Annotated in this window: 19 protein-coding genes and 2 tRNA genes; 14 read left to right on the plus strand and 7 right to left on the minus strand. The window is 68.0% G+C overall.

Features of this window, described 5'->3' with window-relative positions:
- Positions 1–72: 72 nt before the first annotated feature.
- Complete coding sequence (locus FHR20_RS07145; protein WP_167298846.1) at positions 73–1,296, minus strand: serine hydrolase domain-containing protein; 1,224 nt, start codon at positions 1,294–1,296, stop codon at positions 73–75.
- Positions 1,297–1,513: 217 nt separating this feature from the next.
- On the opposite strand from FHR20_RS07145, the gene FHR20_RS07150 reads away from it, so the two are divergent.
- Both FHR20_RS07150 and FHR20_RS07155 read left to right on the plus strand, forming a co-directional pair.
- Entirely contained in the window at positions 1,514–3,217 is a 1,704-nt protein-coding gene (locus tag FHR20_RS07150) for a class I adenylate-forming enzyme family protein (protein WP_167299416.1), read from the plus strand.
- Between the two features lie 64 nt (positions 3,218–3,281).
- On the plus strand, positions 3,282–4,418 hold the full coding sequence (locus FHR20_RS07155; RefSeq protein ID WP_167298847.1) for a threonine aldolase family protein: 1,137 nt from the start codon (positions 3,282–3,284) through the stop codon (positions 4,416–4,418).
- A 23-nt stretch (positions 4,419–4,441) separates the two neighbouring features.
- Here the strand turns inward: FHR20_RS07155 and FHR20_RS07160 are convergent, their stop codons facing one another.
- Positions 4,442–5,938, minus strand: a complete 1,497-nt coding sequence (locus tag FHR20_RS07160) for a glycerol kinase (protein WP_167298848.1) — start codon at positions 5,936–5,938, stop codon at positions 4,442–4,444.
- A 72-nt stretch (positions 5,939–6,010) separates the two neighbouring features.
- Between FHR20_RS07160 and FHR20_RS07165 the strand changes: the two genes are divergently transcribed.
- From FHR20_RS07165 to FHR20_RS07175, 3 genes are all read left to right on the plus strand, one after another.
- Positions 6,011–7,249 (plus strand): AI-2E family transporter, encoded by a 1,239-nt coding sequence (locus FHR20_RS07165; RefSeq protein ID WP_380926226.1) that lies wholly within the window; start codon positions 6,011–6,013, stop codon positions 7,247–7,249.
- 46 nt (positions 7,250–7,295) lie between these two features.
- Positions 7,296–7,372, plus strand: a tRNA-Asp gene (locus FHR20_RS07170).
- Positions 7,373–7,461: 89 nt separating this feature from the next.
- A tRNA-Asp gene (locus FHR20_RS07175) sits at positions 7,462–7,538 on the plus strand.
- Between the two features lie 7 nt (positions 7,539–7,545).
- On the opposite strand, the gene FHR20_RS07180 is transcribed toward FHR20_RS07175, so the two are convergent.
- The 4 genes from FHR20_RS07180 to FHR20_RS07195 all read right to left on the minus strand — a co-directional run bounded on the left by FHR20_RS07180 (position 7,546) and on the right by FHR20_RS07195 (position 9,064).
- Positions 7,546–7,773, minus strand: a complete 228-nt coding sequence (locus FHR20_RS07180; RefSeq protein ID WP_167298849.1) for a DUF2842 domain-containing protein — start codon at positions 7,771–7,773, stop codon at positions 7,546–7,548.
- A complete protein-coding gene (locus tag FHR20_RS07185) occupies positions 7,755–8,306 on the minus strand; it encodes a 5-formyltetrahydrofolate cyclo-ligase (RefSeq protein WP_167298850.1) in 552 nt (183 codons plus the stop codon). The genes FHR20_RS07180 and FHR20_RS07185 overlap by 19 nt, the downstream gene beginning before the upstream one ends.
- A gap of 270 nt (positions 8,307–8,576) precedes the next feature.
- Positions 8,577–8,879: a cell division protein ZapA gene (locus FHR20_RS07190; protein WP_167298851.1), complete on the minus strand. Its 303-nt coding sequence runs from the start codon at positions 8,877–8,879 to the stop codon at positions 8,577–8,579.
- A complete protein-coding gene (locus FHR20_RS07195) occupies positions 8,879–9,064 on the minus strand; it encodes a hypothetical protein (RefSeq protein WP_086129626.1) in 186 nt (61 codons plus the stop codon). The genes FHR20_RS07190 and FHR20_RS07195 overlap by 1 nt, the downstream gene beginning before the upstream one ends.
- A gap of 186 nt (positions 9,065–9,250) precedes the next feature.
- Here FHR20_RS07195 and tkt point away from each other — a divergent pair, with 186 nt between their 5' ends.
- The 3 genes from tkt (at position 9,251) to FHR20_RS07210 (ending at position 13,570) form a co-directional block, all read left to right on the plus strand.
- A complete protein-coding gene (tkt, locus tag FHR20_RS07200; protein ID WP_167298852.1) occupies positions 9,251–11,227 on the plus strand; it encodes a transketolase in 1,977 nt (658 codons plus the stop codon).
- The gene (gene gap, locus FHR20_RS07205; protein ID WP_167298853.1) at positions 11,224–12,234 is read left to right on the plus strand and encodes a type I glyceraldehyde-3-phosphate dehydrogenase; all 1,011 of its coding nucleotides are present in this window, start codon (positions 11,224–11,226) and stop codon (positions 12,232–12,234) included. The genes tkt and gap overlap by 4 nt, the downstream gene beginning before the upstream one ends.
- Positions 12,235–12,352: 118 nt before the next feature.
- Positions 12,353–13,570: a phosphoglycerate kinase gene (locus FHR20_RS07210; protein WP_167298854.1), complete on the plus strand. Its 1,218-nt coding sequence runs from the start codon at positions 12,353–12,355 to the stop codon at positions 13,568–13,570.
- Between the two features lie 123 nt (positions 13,571–13,693).
- Here the strand turns inward: FHR20_RS07210 and FHR20_RS07215 are convergent, their stop codons facing one another.
- On the minus strand, positions 13,694–14,215 hold the full coding sequence (locus tag FHR20_RS07215) for a TlpA family protein disulfide reductase (RefSeq protein ID WP_167298855.1): 522 nt from the start codon (positions 14,213–14,215) through the stop codon (positions 13,694–13,696).
- Positions 14,216–14,395: 180 nt separating this feature from the next.
- Between FHR20_RS07215 and FHR20_RS07220 the strand changes: the two genes are divergently transcribed.
- The 6 genes from FHR20_RS07220 to efp all read left to right on the plus strand — a co-directional run bounded on the left by FHR20_RS07220 (position 14,396) and on the right by efp (position 19,286).
- A complete protein-coding gene (locus FHR20_RS07220) occupies positions 14,396–15,310 on the plus strand; it encodes a class I fructose-bisphosphate aldolase (RefSeq protein ID WP_167298856.1) in 915 nt (304 codons plus the stop codon).
- 155 nt (positions 15,311–15,465) lie between these two features.
- Positions 15,466–16,131, plus strand: coding sequence for an O-methyltransferase (locus FHR20_RS07225; protein WP_167298857.1), 666 nt, complete (start codon positions 15,466–15,468; stop codon positions 16,129–16,131).
- A gap of 22 nt (positions 16,132–16,153) precedes the next feature.
- Positions 16,154–16,840 (plus strand): thiamine phosphate synthase, encoded by a 687-nt coding sequence (thiE, locus tag FHR20_RS07230; protein ID WP_167298858.1) that lies wholly within the window; start codon positions 16,154–16,156, stop codon positions 16,838–16,840.
- Positions 16,841–16,982: 142 nt separating this feature from the next.
- Positions 16,983–17,945, plus strand: a complete 963-nt coding sequence (locus FHR20_RS07235; RefSeq protein ID WP_341786431.1) for a L,D-transpeptidase family protein — start codon at positions 16,983–16,985, stop codon at positions 17,943–17,945.
- A 5-nt stretch (positions 17,946–17,950) separates the two neighbouring features.
- On the plus strand, positions 17,951–18,550 hold the full coding sequence (locus tag FHR20_RS07240) for a M23 family metallopeptidase (protein WP_167298860.1): 600 nt from the start codon (positions 17,951–17,953) through the stop codon (positions 18,548–18,550).
- Positions 18,551–18,722: 172 nt separating this feature from the next.
- Positions 18,723–19,286 carry an elongation factor P gene (efp, locus tag FHR20_RS07245; protein ID WP_086129635.1) on the plus strand — a complete coding sequence of 188 codons (564 nt, stop codon included), beginning with the start codon at positions 18,723–18,725 and terminating at the stop codon, positions 19,284–19,286.
- The last annotated feature ends 93 nt before the right edge of the window (positions 19,287–19,379 follow it).

Below are 19,379 nucleotides of genomic sequence, written 5' to 3' on the forward strand. Positions count from 1 at the left end.
ACAAACTTTGTCGGCCTTGGCTCTGGATCCCCGCCTTCGCGGGGATGACGAGGAAAGGGCGGGCAGGGCACTTCAATCCGCCAGTGCCGAATAGATCAGCGTCTTCAGCTCGCGCCGGATCGGGTAGAGCATGGACGGGGAAAGCTGCGTCATGAAGACCATCGAGAGCCGCTCGACGGGATCGATGAAGAAGGCGGTCGAGAACATCCCGCCCCAATAATATTCGCCGGGCGAGCCGGGCATCATCGCCTTGGCCGGATCCATGGTGATCGCGAAACCCAGGCCGAAGCCGGTGCCGGCATTGGTGGTCTCGCTGAACAGCGACTTGGACATGGCGTGCAGGTCCGAGCCGCCGGGCAGATGGTTGACCGTCATCAGCTCGATCGTCTTGCGGCTGACCAGCCGGACGCCGCCCAGCTCGCCCCTGTTCAGGAAGAAGGTGCAGAAGCGGTGATAGTCGAGCGCCGTGGAGACGAGCCCGCCGCCGCCCGAGACCAGGCGCGGCTCCCTCGACCAGGCGCTTTCGGCCCCGCGATCGTACATCACCCGGCCCTTGCCCTGGACCATCGCCCAGCAATCGGCGAGGCGATCGGTCTTGTCCGCCGGGACGGTGAAGCCGGTGTCGTGCATGCCGAGCGGCACGAAGATGCGTTGCGCGAAGAAGTCGCCCAGCTTCATGCCCGAGACGCGCTCGACCACGGCGCCGAGCACGTCGGTGGAGACCGAATAATTCCATTCGGCGCCCGGCGAGAATTCGAGCGGAATGCCGCCCAGCGCCGCGACGAATTCGTCGAGCGTCAGGTTGCCGTGCCAGTTCTCGATCTTGCCCTCGCGATAGGCTGCGTCGACATTGGTGCGGTTCTGGAAGCTGTAGGTGAGGCCCGAAGTGTGGCGGAGCAGGTCCACCATGCGCATCGGCTCGTCGGTGGGCAGGGTCTGGAACGGCACGCCGCCACCGCCCGCCTTGAACACGCCCAGCCCCTTCAGCTCGGGCAGGACGTGGTGGACGGGCGTGTCGAGCGCGACCAGCCCTTCCTCGACCAGCATCATGAAGGCGAGGCTGGTCACCGGCTTGGTCATCGAGGCGATGCGGAAGATCGTGGTTTCGTCCACCGGCGCGCCGCCCTCGCGGGCCGCGCCCTGATGCGAGAAATGCACGATCTCGCCGCCGCGCGCGATCAGCAGCTGCGCGTGCGGGAGCTTGCCCGAGTCGAGATAGCGAGTCTTCAGGTACGGATCGATCCGGGCCAGCCGGGCCGCGTCGAAACCCTGGTTTTCGGGCTTGGCAATCGTCATGCGGCTGGCATACCTCTCATTCGAAACCAGTGACTCGCATCTTGGCGCGGATGCGGTTCCCCTATTGCCTTGAGCGCGCGATGAATCAACACTAACGTTGTTTACGGTACGGCATCCGGTGCCAAACCCAACATTCTAGAAACATAACGCACATAGATTGGAGAGAATCGCCTTGGCCCCCGAACCGATCGTCCCGCTCGACCCCAATTGGCCGGCGATGTCGCTGGCGCAGGTGAAGGCCGCGCTTACCGCGCCGGGCGCGCGCTTCGAGATGGACGAGGTGGACATTCGCGGCGTGCCGACGCGGATCTGGAAGAACGCACCGCCCACGCTCGGCGTGCTCCAGCAGCTGGTGCGGCTCTATGGCGACCGCGTCTTCACCATCTATGAGGACGAGCGGGTCACCTATGACGCGAACTACCGCGCGGTCTGCCACCTCGCGCAATGGTTGACCGAGATGGGGGTGGGGAAGGGAGACCGCGTCGCGCTGGCGATGCGCAACCTGCCCGAATGGCCGACGATCTTCTTCGCGGCGACCAGCCTGGGCGCGATCATCGTGCCGCTCAATGCATGGTGGACGGGCGGCGAGCTCGAATATGGGCTGAAGGACTCGGGCGCGAAGATCCTCTTCGTCGATGCCGAGCGGCATGCGCGGCTGAAGGATTGCTACGCGCAGCTGCCCGCGCTGGAGCGCGTGGTGGTGAGCCGCTGCGACGAGGAGCTGGGGGGCAACGCCAGCCGCCTGGAGGTGCTGATCGGCACGCGGAAGGACTGGGCCGGCCTGCCCGACATTCCCTTCCCGCAGGTGGCGGTCTCGCCCGAGGACGATGCGACGATCTTCTATACCAGCGGCACGACGGGAAACCCCAAGGGCGCGCTCGGCACGCACCGCAACATCTGCACCAACATCCTGTCGAGCGGATACAGCGCGGCGCGCGCGATGCTGCGCCGGGGCGAGGTGCCGCCGGCGGTGATCCCGCACAAGGTGGGCCTGCTGGTGATCCCGCTGTTCCACGTCACGGCGTGCAGCGCCGCCCTGATGACCGGCATCGCGACGGGGCAGACCATATTGTTCATGCGCCGCTGGGACGCCGAGCAGGCGATGGGGCTGATCGAGCGCGAGAAGGTGACCTTCACCGGTGGCGTGCCGACGATCGCCTGGCAGCTGCTCGAGCATCCGGCGCGCGAAAAATACGATCTCTCCAGCCTGGAGGCGATCTCCTATGGCGGCGCGCCCTCGGCCCCGGAGCTGGTGAAGCGCATCTATGAGGAATTCGGGGCGCTGCCCGGCAATGGCTGGGGCATGACCGAGACGATGGCGACGGTAACCCAGCATAGCGGCGAGGACTATCTCACTCGGCCGACCAGCGCGGGCCAGCCGGTGGCGACCGCAGACCTCAAGATCATGACCGTCGAGGGCGATCGCGAGCTTCCCGTCGGGGAAGTGGGCGAGCTCTGGGCCAGGGGGCCGATGATCGTGAAGGGCTATTGGGGCAAGCCCGAGGCGACCGCCGAGACCTTTGTCGACGGCTGGGTGCGCACCGGCGACCTGGCCAGGCTCGACGAGGAAGGTTTCCTCTATATCGTCGACCGGGCCAAGGACATCGTGATCCGCGGCGGCGAGAACATCTATTCGAGCGAAGTGGAGGACGTGCTCTATGCCTTTCCCGGGGTGATGGACGCGGCGCTGATCGGCGTGCCGCACAAGATCCTGGGCGAGGAGCCGGTGGCGGTGGTCCATATGGCGCCGGGCGCCAGCGCGAGCGAGGCGGAGCTCCAGGGCTTCGTCCGCGAGCGGCTGGCCGCGTTCAAGGTGCCGGTGCAGGTGCGCTTCGCGGCCGATACGCTGCCCCGCAACGCCAATGGCAAGATCCTGAAGAAGGACCTGCGGGCGTTGTTCGTCGGAGAGACTGCCGCCTGAGGCGTAATGGCGCTGGCGGAAGGAGCGGCGCGCGCTAGGATCGGCATCCGAAGGGAGACACCCGATGCATTCCGATCGCCGCGCGTTCCTGGGGCTCGCCGCCGCCGCCATGGCCATGCCGCCGCTGGCCCGGGCGGCAAGGTGGCAGTCGGCCCCGGCCTTTCCTCCGGCCGATGCGCGCAGCGTCTGGCTGGTCGGCGATTCCGCGCCTCCGGACCCGGTCGCCATGTCGGCGCGACTGGCGGCGCTGGCCGGCAGCGGATCGGTGCGCGACGGCTATCTCAACGGCGGCGCGGTCGAGGCGCTGGAAGGGGCCTTTGCGGCCTATCTCGGCAAGGAGGCCTGCGCCTTCTTCCCGACGGGCACGCTCGCCAACAATGTCGCGCTGCGGGTGCTGTGCGGCGAGGCGCCGCATGCGCTCTGCCAGTATGACAGCCATCTCTATCGCGACGAGAGCAACATGGCGCAGCGGCTGGCGGGCATCAACCTGGTGCCCCTGGGCGCAGGGCGCGTGGCGCCGACGCAGGAGGAACTGGTCGCGGCGTTCGATGCCGCCGAGAAGGGCCCCTATGCGCTCAAGGTCGGCGCGATCTCGCTGGAGAGTCCCGTGCGGCGGCTCGACGGGCAGCTGATCCCGCCGAAGCGCATCGCCGAGATCGCGGCGCTGGCGGCGGCGCATGGCACGCGCATGCACCTCGACGCGGCGCGGCTGCTGCTTGCGCCGCCTTCGCTCGACCGCAAGGCGTATGTGGCGCCGTTCGAGACGGTCTATGTCTCGCTCTACAAATATCTGGGTGCGCCGTTTGGCGCGGTGCTGGCCGGGCCGGCGGCGACGATCGCCAAGGCGCGCGAATGGCGGCACCTCTATGGCGGGCTGATCTATCAGGGCTGGGCACCGGCCCTGCTTGCGCTCGACGGGCTGCAACGCTTTCCCGAGAGCATCGCCACGGCGCATGGCGCCGCCGAAACGCTGTTCGCGGCGCTGGAGCATGGCGGCAAGGTGAAGCGCGTGCCGAATCCGGATGCCTCGAACATCTACCGGCTGGAGATGCCGCAGGCACTTGCCGAAGCGGCGTTCGAGCGCGGCCGTGCCGCCGGCGTGCGGATCGGGCGATGGGAGAAGGGGTCGATCCCCTTCTTCGTCAACGAGACGCTGCTGCGCCGCCCGGTGGAGGAATATGTGCGGGTGTTCCTGGGGTAGATGCCGCCTCGCTGCCCCCGTTGCTATCCCGGCTGGGCCACCGTCATCCCCGCCTTCGCGGGCGCGACGACCGAAGTGACTGCGCTTCTCCACCCGGCGAGGCGTGCCTCGCGCCTGTCCGGCTCCAGCCTCGGCTCGAAGGTCAGCCCCGCGCCGCGCATCCGGGCCGCTTCCTCGAGGTCCGCGAACATCCCGCAGCCCACGCCCGCCAGCATCGCGGCGCCCAGCGCGGTGGTCTCGGCGAAATCGGGGCGGTCCACCGGGATGGCGAGGATGTCGGCCAGATCCTGGGCGATCCAGTCGTTGGTGACCATGCCGCCGTCGATCCGCAGGCGCGACCAGTCGGCGCCGTCGGCAGCGAAGGCGGCCTTCAGGTCGTGGCTCTGGTGCGCCATCGCCTCCAGCGCAGCGCGGACGATATGGGCACGGGTAGCGGCAAAGCTGAGACCCGAGATCGCGGCGCGGGCTTCCGGTTCCCACCAGGGCGCGCCAAGGCCGCTAAGGGCGGGGACGAGGTATACGCCGCCATTGTCCTTGACCGAGCGGGCCAGCGCCTCGGTCTCCTGCGCGGTTTCGATCAGCTTCACCGAATCGCGCAGCCATTGGACCAGGCTGCCCGCGACGAACACCGAACCCTCGATCGCATAGGTGCGCCGCCCGCCCAGCTGCCAGAGCACGGTGGCGAGCAGGCGGTTCCTGGAGGAGGGCGGGGTGCCGCCGGCGTTGGTGAGCACGAAGGCGCCGGTGCCATAGGTCGCCTTGGTGTCGCCGCGCTCGAGACAGGCCTGGCCGATCGTCGCGGCCTGCTGATCGCCGGCCAGGCCGCAGATCGGGATTTCACCGCCGAACAATCTGGTGGTGCCGAACCTGCCGGCGCAATCGACGATCTCCGGCAGCGCGTCGCGCGGCGCGGAGAACATGTCGAGCAGCCCGTCGCTCCATCCGCCGGAGCCCAGCCCCATCAGGAGGGTGCGCGAAGCGTTGGTGGCATCGGTGACGTGCAGGCCGCCGGTGAGCTTCCACACCAGCCAGCTCTCGATCGTGCCGATGGCGAGGCGATCGCCGACGCCCTTCAATTGCGGCCAGTTGCGCATCGCCCAGGCGATCTTGGTGCCGGAGAAATAGGGATCGAGCAGCAGCCCGGTGCGCGCCTGGACGCCGGCTTCCTCGCCCGCTTCGCGCCAGGCCCGGCACATCGCGGCCGAGCGGCGGTCCTGCCAGACGATCGCCGGCGCCAGCGGCTCGCCGGTGGTCTTGTCCCAGAAGACGATGGTCTCGCGCTGGTTGGTGATGCCGATCGCGGCGATCGCCTGGGCGCCGCCGGCCTGCTGGACCATGGCCATCGCGCATTCGAGGGAGCGGCGCCAGATCTCGCCCGCATCATGCTCGACCAGGCCCGGGCCGGGATAATGCTGGGCAAGGTCGGCGCTGTGGCTGCCCAGACACTTGCCCGACGGCGCGAACAGCATCGCGCGCGTGGAGGTGGTACCCTCGTCGATGACCAGTATGTGTTCGCCCATCCCGATCAGACTAGCCGGGATTACATCCGTTGCAATCCGCGCTAGGGTCGGCCGCGAAAGGGAAGGGCAGAAGTGAGCGATCGACCCGGCAGCATCGGCGGCGAACCCCTGGATGACGGCGCGTCGTCCGGATCGGCAAGGGTGCCCCTGCTGGGGCCATCGAGCCAGGAAAGCATGGGCGACGGCCAGAAGCGGGACCGGCTGATGGCGGCGCTGGCGCTCATGGCGGGCATCGGCCTGTTGCTGGCGCTGCCCTTCGCGCTGCAGGCGGGCGCGGTGTTCTTCCTGCCGCTCACCACCGCGCTGGTGATCGCGATCGCGCTGGTGCCCCTGCTCGAATGGCTGGAGCGCCACCGCGTGCCCGCGCCGATCGCGGCGTTCATCTGCGTGCTGCTGTTCCTCATCGCGGCGAATGTCGCGCTGGCCTCGATCGTGGTGCCAGCCTGGCAGTGGATCCGCGATCTTCCCGCCAAGATCCCGCAGATCCAGGAGAATCTGAAGCCGCTGATCGAGTTCTACGCCAACCTCGACAGTTTCGTGAACAAGACGGTGATGAACTTCGCCTCGGCGCCGATGAAGCAGCCCGAAGTGATGGCCGCCACGCCGCCGCGCTCGCTGATCGACCTGTTCGCCACCTCGGCTCCCTCGGCGCTGGTGGAGATGTTCTTCGCCATCCTCGTCATCTATTTCTTCCTGTCGGGCTGGACCCGGCTGCGGCGCAACGCAATCACCAGCCGCGCGAGCTTCGGCGGCGCGATGGCGACGGCGCGCGTGATCCAGGACGTGGTGGACGATACTTCGGCCTATCTGGGCACGATCACGCTGATCAACCTGACGCTGGGGCTGATCGTGGCGGGCGTGCTCTGGGCGATCGGCATGCCGACGCCGCTGATGTGGGGCGGCATCGTCGCGCTGCTCAACTATATCCCCTATTTCGGCCCGGTCTTCGCCGCGCTGCTGCTGGCCATGGGCGGGCTGATGACCTTTCCGGACCTGGGCTGGGCATTCGTGCCGCCGATCGTGATGATCGCCTGCCACCTGATCGAGGCGAATGTGGTGACGCCGCTGATCGTGGGGCACCGGCTGACGATCAGCCCGATCATGATCCTGATCTCGCTGAGCTTCTGGGGCTGGGTGTGGGGCACCACCGGGGCGCTGCTCGCGGTGCCGCTGCTGATCATCATCCAGACGGTGGTGAACGCGGCGGGCAAGCCGGACATCGCCGGTTTTCTCTTCGAGCACGGGACCTTGGTGAACGATCCTGTGGATAATCGTCCGCTCCGGCGAAAAAGTCGCGACCAATCCGGTTGACACCCCCGAATCTCGCGTCTAGTGCCCGCCTCCTCGCTTCGAGAGAGCGGGTGTAGCTCAGTTGGTTAGAGCGCCGGCCTGTCACGCCGGAGGTCGCGGGTTCGAGCCCCGTCACTCGCGCCATTCCCCATTGCCGGACCGGAAAGGCGCCGCTCGTGCGGAGCCCGGGGGACCGATGCCGTGGCGGCTATGGTCCATTCTCGTGCGCGGATGCGGGTGTAGCTCAGTTGGTTAGAGCGCCGGCCTGTCACGCCGGAGGTCGCGGGTTCGAGCCCCGTCACTCGCGCCATGCGCCTTCAGGCGCGGCGCCAGCGCCCCGTCTCCATCCAGCGCAGCACCCCGCCGAGCGGCAGGATCCAGACGATGCCCGTCACCACGTAGATCGGCAGCTGGGCGAGAACGTGCAGCTGCCCGATCCAGTGCGAGAAGCTCGCCACCAGGACGATCCACGCCAGGATCCAGGCGACGATGCCCAGTGCGCCCGCCGGCTTGCGCCAGCTCGGCGCTACGCCCCCGCGTGCCATGTCATGCCTTTCTCGGTGATCACGGCCTGGAGCGGCACGTCCCAGATGTCGGAGGGGACGGCCGGCACTTCCTGCATCGCCCAGGCGACGCCGACGCGCCAGGCATCGGGATAGCGAGCAAAGGCGCGGTCGTAATGCGCGGCGCCCTGGCCGAGGCGGTTGAGGCGCGCGTCGAAACCGACAAGGGGCGTCAGGATCACGTCGGGCGCCACTTCCGGGCTGTCGGCGCGTGGCTGGCGCAGGCCGAACGGGCCGTCGGCCAGCGGCTCGCCCATCCGCCATGCCAGGAACCGGATCGGCGCGGCGCGATCGACGACGAAGGGGAGGGCGAGCGCGCAACCCTTCTCCGCGGCGGCGGCGGCGAGCTGGGTGGGGTCGGCTTCGCTGCCGATGGCGACATAGGTGGCGACGGTGGCCCCGGCGGCCAGGCGATCGACGAACGCCTCGGGCGCGAGGATCGCTTCGCTGGCTTCGATGGCGAAGGCGTCGCGCTCGGCGCGGAGCTGTGCCCGCAGGGCTAGCTTGTCGATCATGCCACGCTTCTAGGGGAGCGGTGGCGGGACCGCCATGGCCGTTTGCCAGAATATCCACTGACGCCCGTTACGTCAGGTGGGGACCATATGCCGCGGACCAGGATCCGCACAGGGACAGCCCCCATGGATGATGAATAGCCTCAGGGATAATTGCTATGGCTCGTACCGGGCAGTGCCCGCCATGGACGGATGTAGGGGCTTGAAGGCGCTCCCGCAACTACCCTCCTTGCGCCAGCGCCGCGAAAGCCGGGGGCGAAGGAGGCACGAGGCCTATGCCTCGCTTGCATCCTCTTCGAGCGCCGCGGCAACGGCTTCCAGCCGATCGGCGATGCGCTCCAGCAGGACCGGCGAGACGCCCTCCGGCGGATTGCGTTCGGTCTCGTCGAGCAGGTCGGCGAGGATCAGCGCGAGATAGACGAGCGTGCGCTCGGCGTTCAGGCCGCCCGACGCGCGCAGGGCGGTGTCGGCATGGCGTTGCAGGATCGCTTCGAGGTGGCGAATATGCCCTTCGTCGCCTTCGCGGGTGGCGACCGAATAGCTGCGGCCAGCGACGGAGATGTCGATATCCGCCATCAGTCCTGCTCCGCCCCGGCTTCGCGCGCGATCAGCGCGTCGAGCGAACTCACCGCATCCTCGATGCGGGCGCGCAGCTTGGCGTGGCGCTGGGTGATCCGTTCGCAGGCATAGGCCCGCGCTGCGGCGGCTTTCTCGATGCGGACGAGGGCCTGTTCGATACGATCGGCGGGCGTACTTGCCATGCCGCAAGCGTTACGCACCCCATCCGAACCTAGCAACCCCTGAATGGCAACGCCTGCCGGGCGGGTTCGACGAGGCGGACCGGAGCCGCGCCGGCCCGAGTCCGCCCGCCCTTCGGGATGTCGAGGCGGTTGACGTGGCGGTCCAAGGTGACCAAAGGCGTGCGCGCCAGCATCAGGGGACTCCAAGTGACCGCAAGCTTCGCCGATTGCGCCAATGCCATCCGGGCATTGTCGATGGACGCCGTCGAGGCGGCCAATTCGGGGCATCCCGGCATGCCGATGGGCATGGCCGACGTGGCCACGGTGCTGTTCCAGGAGTATCTGAAGTTCGATCCGGCCGACCCGAAATGGGCGGACCGCGATCGTTTCGTGCTTTCGGCCGGGCACGGCTCGATGCTGCTCTATTCGACGCTCTATCTCACCGGCTATGCGCAGCCGACGCTGCAGGACATTCGCGACTTCCGCCAGATCGGCAGCCCCTGCGCCGGCCATCCCGAGAATTTCGAGCTGCCGGGCGTGGAATGCACTACCGGCCCGCTCGGCCAGGGCTTTGCGATGGCGGTCGGCATGGCCGCTGCCGAGCGGCATTTGAACGCCATCTATGGCGACGGCCTGGTCGATCACCGCACCTGGGTGATCGCCGGCGACGGCTGCCTGATGGAAGGCATCAACCATGAGGCGGTCGGTCTTGCCGGGCATCTGAAGCTCGGCAAGCTGATCGTGCTGTGGGACGACAACAAGATCACGATCGACGGCGCGGTCTCGCTCTCGTCGAGCGAGGACATTCCCGCGCGCTACCGTGCCTCGGGCTGGCAGGTCGTCGAATGCGACGGCCATGACCGGGCGGACATTGCCCGCGCGATCGACGAAGCGCTTGCCAGCGCGCTGCCCTCGCTCGTCCAGTGTCGCACGGTGATCGGCAAGGGCGCGCCCAACAAGCAGGGCTCGTCCAAGGTGCACGGATCGCCGCTGGGCGCGGACGAAGTCGCCGCTGCCCGGCAGGCGCTGGGCTGGAACCACCCGGCCTTCGAGATTCCGGGCGATATCCGCGAGACTTGGCTGGCGGCGGGCAAGCGCGGCGCCGTGCCGCACGCCGCGTGGAAGCAGCGCCTCGCGGAACATGAGGATCGCGCCGAGTTCGAGCGCCGGATGCGCGGCGAACTGCCGGCCTGGTTCTCGATGGCCGACCATATCCAGGGCCTGTTGGCCGCGCCGCAGAAGGTCGCGACCCGCAAGGCGAGCGAAATGGCGCTCGAGGCGATCAACGCGCAGATCCCGGACACCGTCGGCGGCTCGGCCGACCTGACCGGTTCGAACAACACGCTGACCAAGGGCCTGGGCACGTTCGGCGCGGACAATTACGCCAGCCGCTACGTCTATTACGGCATCCGCGAGTTCGGCATGTCGGCGGCGATGAACGGCATGGCGCTGCACGGCGGCGTGATCCCCTATGGCGGTACCTTCCTGGTCTTTGCCGACTATGCCCGCGCGGCGATCCGCCTTTCGGCCCTCCAGCAGGCGCGCGTCGTCTATGTGATGACGCACGATTCGATCGGCCTGGGCGAGGACGGCCCGACGCACCAGCCGGTGGAGCACCTGACCAGCCTGCGCCTGATCCCCAATCTCGACGTCTATCGCCCGTGCGACGTGGTCGAGACCGCCGAATGCTGGGAACTCGCGCTCCAGCGCCAGGACGGCCCGGGCCTGCTCGCGCTCAGCCGCCAGAACCTGCCGCAGCTGCGCACCGAGGCCGCCGAGAACCGCTCGGCGCGCGGTGGCTATGCCATTCGCGAGGCCGAGGCGCCGCGCCAGGTGGTGCTGATCGCCAGCGGCTCCGAAGTCGAGATCGCCGTCGCCGTGCGCGACGGGCTGGAAGCCCAGGGCATAGGCGCCGATGTCGTCTCGATGCCGTGCTGGGAGCGCTTCGACGCGCAGGATGCGCAGTACAAGCGCGACCTGTTGCCGGCGCATGCGCTCAAGGTCTCGATCGAGGCCGGCGCGACGCTGGGCTGGGAGCGATATACCGGCTTGGACGGGCTGAATTTCGGCGTGGATGGATTCGGCGCCTCGGGCCCTTATCTGAAGCTCTACGAGCATTTCGGGCTCACCGCGGGAGCCATCGTGCCGCGGATCGTCGACAAGTTGAACGGAGAACAGGCATGACGAAGGTTGCGATCAACGGGTTCGGGCGCATCGGTCGACTGGTGGCGCGCGCGATCCTCGAGCGTCCCGACAGCGGGCTCGAGCTGGTCACGATCAACGACCTGGCCGATGCCAAGTCGAATGCGTGGCTGTTCTCGCGCGACAGCGTGCACGGCAAGTATCCGGGCACCGTCACCGCCGAGGGCGACGATCTGGTCATCGACGGCAAGCACATCAAGGTGACCAAGGAGCGCGACCCCGCCAACCTGCCGCACGCCGAGAATGGCGTGGAGCTGGTGCTGGAGTGCACGGGCTTCTTCACCGACCGCGCCTCGGCCCAGAAGCATATCGATGCCGGCGCCAGGAAGGTGCTGATCTCGGCTCCGGGCAAGAATGTCGACCTCACCGTCGTGTTCGGCGTGAACCACGACAAGCTCGAGGCCGGCCATGCGATCGTCTCGAACGCGTCGTGCACCACCAACTGCCTGGCGCCGGTCGCCAAGGTGCTGAACGACACGATCGGCATCGAGCGCGGCCTGATGACCACGGTCCACGCCTATACCAACGACCAGAAGATCCTCGACCAGATCCACCCGGACCTGCGCCGCGCCCGTGCCGCCGCGATGAGCATCATCCCGACCACCACCGGCGCCGCCCGCGCCGTGGCCGAGGTGCTGCCCGAGCTCAAGGGCAAGCTCGACGGCTCGGCGATCCGCGTTCCGGTTCCGGACGGCTCGCTGGTGGACCTGACCTTCACGCCGAAGCGCGACACCACCGTCGAGGAAGTGAACGCGGTGCTGAAGGCGGCGTCGGAGAGCGGCCCGCTCAAGGGCATCCTGTGGTATACGGACGAGCCGCTTGTCTCGATCGACATCGTCCACACTTCGGCCTCGTCGACCGTCGACAGCCTCGAGACCGCAGTGATCGACGGCAAGCTGGTGCGCGTCGTCAGCTGGTACGACAATGAATGGGGCTTCTCGAACCGCATGGTGGACACCGCCAGCGCGATGGCGAAGCTGACGGCCTGAGCCGTCATCCCGGCGAAAGTCGGGATCTCGTGAGGCACTCTGCTCGCTCCATCTCCTGAGGTCCCGGCTTTCGCCGGGATGACGGAGTTGGGGCGAGCGCTCGATTTGTGAGGACGATATGACCCGCCCCTTCAAGACGCTCGACGACATCTCCGAAGTCATGGGCGGCGACATCGCCGGCAAGCGCGTGCTGGTCCGCGAGGACCTGAACGTGCCGATGGCCGATGGCCAGGTGACCGACGATACCCGGCTGCGCGCCGCGGTGCAGACCGTCGCCGAGCTGGCGGACAAGGGCGCCAAGGTCGTGGTCCTCGCGCATTTCGGGCGCCCCAAGGGCCAGCGCAACCCGGAGATGAGCCTGTCGCTCGTCACCCGGCCGTTCAGCCATGTCCTCGGCCGCGAAGTGCGCTTCATCGACACCGACGGCGCGGCGGAGGCGATCGACGCGATGGGCGAGGGCGACATCGCCCTGCTGGAAAATACCCGCTTCGACGCCGGCGAAGAGAAGAACGCGCCCGAGACCGTCGAGGCGCTCGCCGCGCTGGGCGACCTCTATGTCAACGACGCCTTCTCGGCGGCGCACCGCGCCCATGCCTCGACCGAGGGGCTGGCGCACAAGCTGCCCGCATTCGCCGGCCGCCAGATGGAAGCCGAGCTCGACGCGCTCGACAAGGCGCTGGGCAATCCCGAGCATCCGGTGGCGGCGGTGGTCGGTGGCGCCAAGGTCTCGACCAAGCTCGACGTGCTCAAGCACCTGGTCGACAAGGTCGATCACCTGATCATCGGCGGCGGCATGGCCAACACCTTCCTCGCCGCGCGCGGCGTCGATGTGGGCAAGAGCCTGTGCGAGCACGACCTGACCGGCACCGCCGAGGAGATCCTCGACGCGGCCGATCGCGCGAACTGCACCGTGCATCTGCCCTATGACGTGGTGGTGGCGAAGGAATTCGCGGCCAACCCGCCGAGCCTGCGCACCGTCAACGTCCATGAAGTCGCGGCCGACGAGATGATCCTCGACATCGGCCCGGCGGCGACCGAGGCGCTGGCGGACGTGCTCAAGACCTGCCGCACCCTGGTGTGGAACGGCCCGCTCGGCGCCTTCGAGACGCCGCCGTTCGACGCGGCGACCATCAGCCTCGCCAAGACCGCGGCGGCGCTCACCAAGGAAGGCCAGCTCGTCTCGGTCGCCGGCGGCGGCGACACGGTGGCAGCGCTCAACCAGGCCGGCGTGGCGAGCGACTTCACCTTCGTGTCCACGGCGGGCGGCGCTTTCCTCGAATGGATGGAAGGCAAGGAGCTGCCGGGCGTCGCCGCGCTGCATCGGACGCGCGACTGAACGGGAAAGGGCGCCTGCCGGTGCCCCTATTCCTTGTATTTTACGGCGCTTCCGAAGGGATAGCACCAGAACGGCTATTGTGCCCGGCAAGTGCCGAGCCTGGTGACGATGCGCTGAGCGGCGCTATTTCGCCTTCTCGTTGAGCAGCGGCACCAGCAAGGTGTTGAGGCTCTCCAGCGTGAAGGCGCCGGCCTTGGCATAGCGGACCACGCCGTTGCGATCGATCACGATATTGGTGGGCACCGCGCCTCCGAGCACGTCATAGGGGCCCTTGATCGAGCGGACCGGCTCGATGTGCATCACGTCGAACAGCTTCTTGAGCTGATAGGGCTTGAGCGAATCCTCGGTCGTGACCGCATAGACGCGGAGGCCGGCGTCCTTGCGCAGCTCGTAATAGCGATCGAGCGTCGGCAGTTCCGTGCGGCAGGGGACGCACCATGTCGCCCAGAAATTGAGCACGACCACATTGCCGCGCAGCTCGTCGAACGAGATCTTGCCGCCATTGATCAGCCGCAAGGTGAATGGCGGTGCCGGCTGACCCTCCTTGACTGTCGCGAACATCGGCTGCGGGGCCGGTGCGGCACCGAGCAGTGCCAGCGGCAGCACGGCGAGCGCCAGCCGCCTGGAAAGCGAAGAGATCCCCATGTTTCGTCCCCTGTTGCCCGGCTTCATGCTGTCGCGGGCAGGAGGAGGCGTCAAGCATGGCCCAGGGGCCCGTTCGTAGCCTTGCTGGAAAAGCCCGTGCGTGGCAGCGTTGTCAGGCTTTTCGCTTGCGAAACCGGGCGATAGGGGCTCGTTCAGCACTACACGAACAAGGGAAAATCCATGTCGATCACGCCCGCTGTCAAAGCCATCCTCGCCAATTACGAGTCCGACAATCCCGGCGTGAAGGCCAATCTCGCCCGCATCCTGATGCAGGGGAAGCTGGGCGGCACCGGCAAGCTGATCATCCTGCCGGTGGACCAGGGCTTCGAGCATGGTCCGGCGCGCAGCTTCGCGGTGAACCCCGCGGCCTATGATCCGCACTACCATTATCAGCTGGCGATCGACGCGGGCCTCAGCGCCTATGCCGCGCCGCTCGGCATGATCGAGGCCGGTGCGGACAGCTTCGCCGGCCAGATCCCGACCATCCTCAAGGTCAACAGCTCGAACAGCTGGGCGACCGCGATCGACCAGGCCGTCACCGGCGGCGTCGACGATGCGCTGCGGCTCGGCTGCTCGGCGATCGGCTTCACCATCTATCCGGGCGCCGACGACGTTTTCGGCATGATGGAGGAGATCAAGGAGCTGCGGGCGGAGGCTGCCTCGGTCGGTATCGCCACGGTGATCTGGTCCTACCCGCGCGGCGGCAAGCTCTCGAAGGACGGCGAGCTGGCGCTCGATGTCGGCGCCTATGCCGCGCACATGGCGGCGCTGCTCGGCGCGCACATCATCAAGGTGAAGCTGCCGAGCGCGCATATCGAGCAGAAGGAAGCGCAGAAGGTCTATGAGGGCACCGATTGGTCGGCGCAGTCGGACCGCGTGAAGCATGTGGCGCAGAGCTGCTTCGCCGGCCGCCGCATCGTCGTCTTCTCGGGCGGCGCGGCCAAGGGCGCCGACGCGGTCTACCAGGACGCGCGCGACATTCGCGACGGCGGCGGCAACGGCTCGATCATCGGCCGCAACACCTTCCAGCGCCCCCGCGACGAGGCGCTGGCGATGCTCGACAAGCTGGTGCGCATCTACAAGAACGAGGAATGATCGATCGCCGACCCGCGCCGGCACGGGGAAGGCCGGTCGCGCTGCGCTCGGGCGGCCGCTGATCGCGGGGTTCGAACCCATGTCGAGACGCGGCCCGTGGGCGGCGTGCGGATAGCGGGCTAGCGGCGGGCGCAATCGGGACGAGGGAGCGAGGCATGACCCAGGATTGGACCGCAGTGGATGGCTATATCGCCGGCAAGCTGATCGGCGCGGACCCGGTGCTCGACGCCGCGCTTTCCGCCAATGCCGGGGGCGGGTTGCCGGCGATCGACGTATCGGCGGCGCAGGGGCGGATGCTCGAATTGTTCGCACGGATGACCGGTGCGCGCCGCATCCTCGAAGTGGGGACGCTGGGCGGCTATTCGACGATCTGCCTTGCCCGCGCCCTGCCCGAGGACGGGCAGCTGGTGACGCTCGAGCTCGATCCGCATCATGCCGAAGTGGCGCGGGCCAATCTGGCCCGGGCCGGGCTCGGCGATCGCTGCGAGGTGCGGGTCGGGCCGGCGGTGGAAACGCTCGCGACGATGATTGCGGCGGGCGAGGGGCCGTTCGACCTCGTGTTCATCGATGCCGACAAGCCGGGCAACGTCGCCTATCTGGACGCCGCGCTGAAGCTCGCCCGGCCGGGCAGCGTGATCGTGGTCGACAATGTGGTCCGGGGCGGCGGGGTGCTCGACGCGGACAGCACCGATCGCAGCGTGATCGGCACCCGGGCGCTGTTCGACGCGGTCGCATCCGAGCCCCGCCTCGACGCCACCGCGATCCAGACGGTGGGCGACAAGGGCTGGGACGGCTTCCTGCTGGCAGTGGTGAAGCGCTGAAAGCTGGGCTAAGGCTCCAGCGATGATCGACCTGGATGAAGACGGCCTGCCGCCGCTCGACCCGAATTTCGCCGCGCAGTTCCAACGGGACGTGCGCCGCCCGCCCTGCCAGCTCTACCTGATCTCGCCGCTCGAGGTGGGGGGCTCCTTTCCGGAGCGATTGAAGCGCGCGCTCGGTGCCGGCGCCGTGGCGGCGTTCCAGTTTCGAGTGAAGGGCGTCGACCAGCACGAGGCCGCCCGCCTTGCCGAGCCTCTCCGGAAGATCTGCGCCGATGCCGATGTCGCCTTCATCGTCAACGACAGCGTGAGCCTGGCCAAGCGGCTGGGCGCCGACGGCGTGCATCTGGGCCAGGAGGACGGCGATCCGCGCGAGGCGCGCTCGGTGCTCGGCCCGCAGGTGCAGATCGGGGTGACGTGTCACGACAGCCGCCACCTGGCGATGGAAGCGGGTGAGGCGGGGGCGGATTATGTCGCGTTCGGCGCCTTTTACCCCACCGCCACCAAGGAGACCCGGCATCGGCCCGAGCCGGTGATCCTCAGCTGGTGGTCGGCGCTGTTCGAGCTGCCCTGCGTTGCGATCGGCGGCATCACGCCGGAGAACGCCGCGCCGCTGGTCAAGGCGGGTGCGGACTTCCTCGCGGTGTCCAATGCCGTGTGGGGCGGGGACGAGGAAGCCGCGGTGAAGGCGTTCGCCGAGATGCTGGCCTGACCCCATTCGTCGCCCCGGGGGAAGAGCCGGGAAGGCGGAAACACTCGGAGTTCCAGCCGTTGTTCTTGCGGAACGTCATCTGCAGGAGCTTGATTCGGTGCGGAAATTTCTCGGACTAGCAACTTGTCTCGCCTGTGCCTCCATCGGTCCCGCCGCGGCGGGGCAGGCGGGAACTTCCGGCAGGCCGCCGCTCGATCATTCGGTCCTGCATGCCCAGGTGATCCTCGATCATCTCGGCTTCTCGCCCGGCATTCTCGACGGGCGCGAGGGCCAGTCGCTCACGGCCGCGCTGAAGGGGTTCCAGGCCGCGCGCGGGCTGCCGGCCACCGGCAAGCTCGACCCGGCGACGCTGCGCGCGCTTGCGCCCTATGCCTCGCTGCGCCCGGTCCGTCGGCTGACGCTCGATGCCGACACGCTCCGGGGGCCGTATGTCAATCCGATTCCCAAGGACCCCGAGGAACAGGCGAAGCTGCCCTCGCTCGCCTATACGCGCCCGCTCGAGAAGCTGGCCGAGATGTTCCACACCACGCCCGAGGTGCTGGTGGAGCTCAATCCGGGCGGCGCCAGGATCGCACCGGGTGCGGAGTTCGTCTTCCCCAACGCGCTCCCGGCCTCGCGCGACTATCCGGCGGACATCAAGCCGGAATGGCGGCGGACGCTCGCCATGCTCAACGTCGAGGCCAAGGTGCCCGAGGCCGATCACATCGTGGTCGACAAGAGCGAGAAGGTGCTCAAGGTCTACGACAGGCGGGAACGCCTGGTCGCCCAGTTCAGCGCGACCATGGGCAGCGCGCACGATCCGCTGCCGATCGGCACCTGGAAGATCAACGGGGCGGACACCAATCCGAAATTCCATTACAACCCCAAGCTGTTCTGGGACGCGAAGAAGGGCAGTGACCCGGCGATGCTGCCGCCGGGACCGAACGGCCCGGTGGGGGTGGTGTGGCTGGACCTTTCCAAGGAGCATTACGGCATCCATGGCACGCCCGAACCGCAGCTGATCGGCCGCACCGAGAGCCATGGCTGCATCCGCTTGACCAACTGGGATGCGGCGCGGCTCGCACTGATGGTCAGGCCGGGCACCCGGGCGGTGTTCCGGGAATAGGAACCATGCGGCTCTGGGCGAAGCGGGCCGGCTGGGGCCTGGGCGCATTGCTGGCGCTGCTGGCGATGGGGTTCCTGTCGCTGGTGCGGGTCACGGTGCAGCCCGCCGCGCCGATCGCCCTGCCGGAGCTTGCCGGCCCCCAGAACGCGGCCCCTGCCGGCTCGGGCGATTCCACCGAGCTGATCATTCCGGTGGAAGGCGTGACCGCGAGCCAGCTCCGCGACAGCTGGGGCCAGAGCCGCGGCAACGGATCGCGCGCGCATCATGCGATCGACATCATGGCCCCCCGGGGTACGCCGGTACTCGCCGCGGCATCGGGCACGGTCGAGAAGGTCTTCGACAGCGTGAACGGCGGGCACACCCTCTATGTCCGCACCCGGGACGGTGCGACGATCCATTACTACGCGCATCTCGACAGCTGGCTGGTGGAGGAGAGGCAGCCGGTGCGCCAGGGCGAGCGCATCGCGGCGGTGGGCGATAGCGGCAGTGCGTCGGGCGGCGCGCCCCATCTCCACTTCGAGATCAAGCGCATGCGGCCGGGCGAGGGCTGGTGGCAGGGACAGAATGTCAATCCCTATCCGCTGCTGCGGAATGCCGGGCCGTGATCCGTCCTCTCGTCGGAAGCCGGGATCTCGTGCGGCAGATCGGACAGCATGCGGCACGAGACCCCGGCTTCCTCCGGCGCGGCCGGAGAAGGGCGGGGGTGGCTTGCCCAAGTCCTCGCGCGCGGCTAAAGGCGCCGGCTCAGCTCTTTCTCAGTTCCAGTAGGTCTCGACCATGAAGATCAGCGGCGTGGACATCCGTCCCGGCAACATCATCGAATATGAAGGCGGCATCTGGCGTGCCGTGAAGATCCAGCATACGCAGCCCGGCAAGGGCGGTGCGTACATGCAGGTCGAGCTCAAGAACCTGCGCGACGGCCGCAAGAACAACGTCCGCTTCCGCTCGGCGGAAACGGTGGAGCGGGTGCGCCTCGACACCAAGGATTTCCAGTTCCTGTACCCCGAGGGCGACAGCCTGGTGTTCATGGACAAGGAAACCTACGACCAGACCACGCTGCCGCGCGACCTGCTCGGCGATGCCGCCGCCTTCCTGCAGGACGGCATGGACGTGATCATGGAACTCTATGACGAAGAGGCGATCAGCGTGCAGCTGCCCGACACGATCGAAGCGACGATCGTTGAGGCGGATGCGGTGGTGAAGGGTCAGACGGCGTCGTCGTCGTACAAGCCGGCGGTGCTGGACAATGGCGTGCGCATCATGGTGCCGCCGCACATCGCCTCGGGCACGCGCATCGTCGTCGACGTGTACGAGCAGACCTACGTCCGCCGCGCGGACTGAAGCCCTCTCCCCTTTGGGAGAAGGTTGGGTGAGGGCGGTATCGGACTGCCCTCGACCCGCATCCTCCCGTCGCTGACGCGATGGGCCCCGCCC

This window comes from Sphingomonas leidyi (genome assembly GCF_011761945.1).
In the GTDB taxonomy this organism is placed as follows: domain Bacteria; phylum Pseudomonadota; class Alphaproteobacteria; order Sphingomonadales; family Sphingomonadaceae; genus Sphingomonas; species Sphingomonas leidyi.

What these genes read in the sequence shown, in the direction of transcription:
- FHR20_RS07145 (WP_167298846.1), bottom strand. Translation starts at nt 1,296, where the DNA reads ATGACGATTGCCAAGCCCGAAAACCAGGGTTTCGACGCGGCCCGGCTG.
- FHR20_RS07150 (WP_167299416.1), top strand. Translation starts at nt 1,514, where the DNA reads ATGTCGCTGGCGCAGGTGAAGGCCGCGCTTACCGCGCCGGGCGCGCGC.
- FHR20_RS07155 (WP_167298847.1), top strand. Translation starts at nt 3,282, where the DNA reads ATGCATTCCGATCGCCGCGCGTTCCTGGGGCTCGCCGCCGCCGCCATG.
- FHR20_RS07160 (WP_167298848.1), bottom strand. Translation starts at nt 5,938, where the DNA reads ATGGGCGAACACATACTGGTCATCGACGAGGGTACCACCTCCACGCGC.
- FHR20_RS07180 (WP_167298849.1), bottom strand. Translation starts at nt 7,773, where the DNA reads ATGGCACGCGGGGGCGTAGCGCCGAGCTGGCGCAAGCCGGCGGGCGCA.
- FHR20_RS07185 (WP_167298850.1), bottom strand. Translation starts at nt 8,306, where the DNA reads ATGATCGACAAGCTAGCCCTGCGGGCACAGCTCCGCGCCGAGCGCGAC.
- FHR20_RS07190 (WP_167298851.1), bottom strand. Translation starts at nt 8,879, where the DNA reads ATGGCGGATATCGACATCTCCGTCGCTGGCCGCAGCTATTCGGTCGCC.
- FHR20_RS07195 (WP_086129626.1), bottom strand. Translation starts at nt 9,064, where the DNA reads ATGGCAAGTACGCCCGCCGATCGTATCGAACAGGCCCTCGTCCGCATC.
- gap (WP_167298853.1), top strand. Translation starts at nt 11,224, where the DNA reads ATGACGAAGGTTGCGATCAACGGGTTCGGGCGCATCGGTCGACTGGTG.
- FHR20_RS07210 (WP_167298854.1), top strand. Translation starts at nt 12,353, where the DNA reads ATGACCCGCCCCTTCAAGACGCTCGACGACATCTCCGAAGTCATGGGC.
- FHR20_RS07215 (WP_167298855.1), bottom strand. Translation starts at nt 14,215, where the DNA reads ATGGGGATCTCTTCGCTTTCCAGGCGGCTGGCGCTCGCCGTGCTGCCG.
- FHR20_RS07220 (WP_167298856.1), top strand. Translation starts at nt 14,396, where the DNA reads ATGTCGATCACGCCCGCTGTCAAAGCCATCCTCGCCAATTACGAGTCC.
- FHR20_RS07225 (WP_167298857.1), top strand. Translation starts at nt 15,466, where the DNA reads ATGACCCAGGATTGGACCGCAGTGGATGGCTATATCGCCGGCAAGCTG.
- thiE (WP_167298858.1), top strand. Translation starts at nt 16,154, where the DNA reads ATGATCGACCTGGATGAAGACGGCCTGCCGCCGCTCGACCCGAATTTC.
- FHR20_RS07240 (WP_167298860.1), top strand. Translation starts at nt 17,951, where the DNA reads ATGCGGCTCTGGGCGAAGCGGGCCGGCTGGGGCCTGGGCGCATTGCTG.
- efp (WP_086129635.1), top strand. Translation starts at nt 18,723, where the DNA reads ATGAAGATCAGCGGCGTGGACATCCGTCCCGGCAACATCATCGAATAT.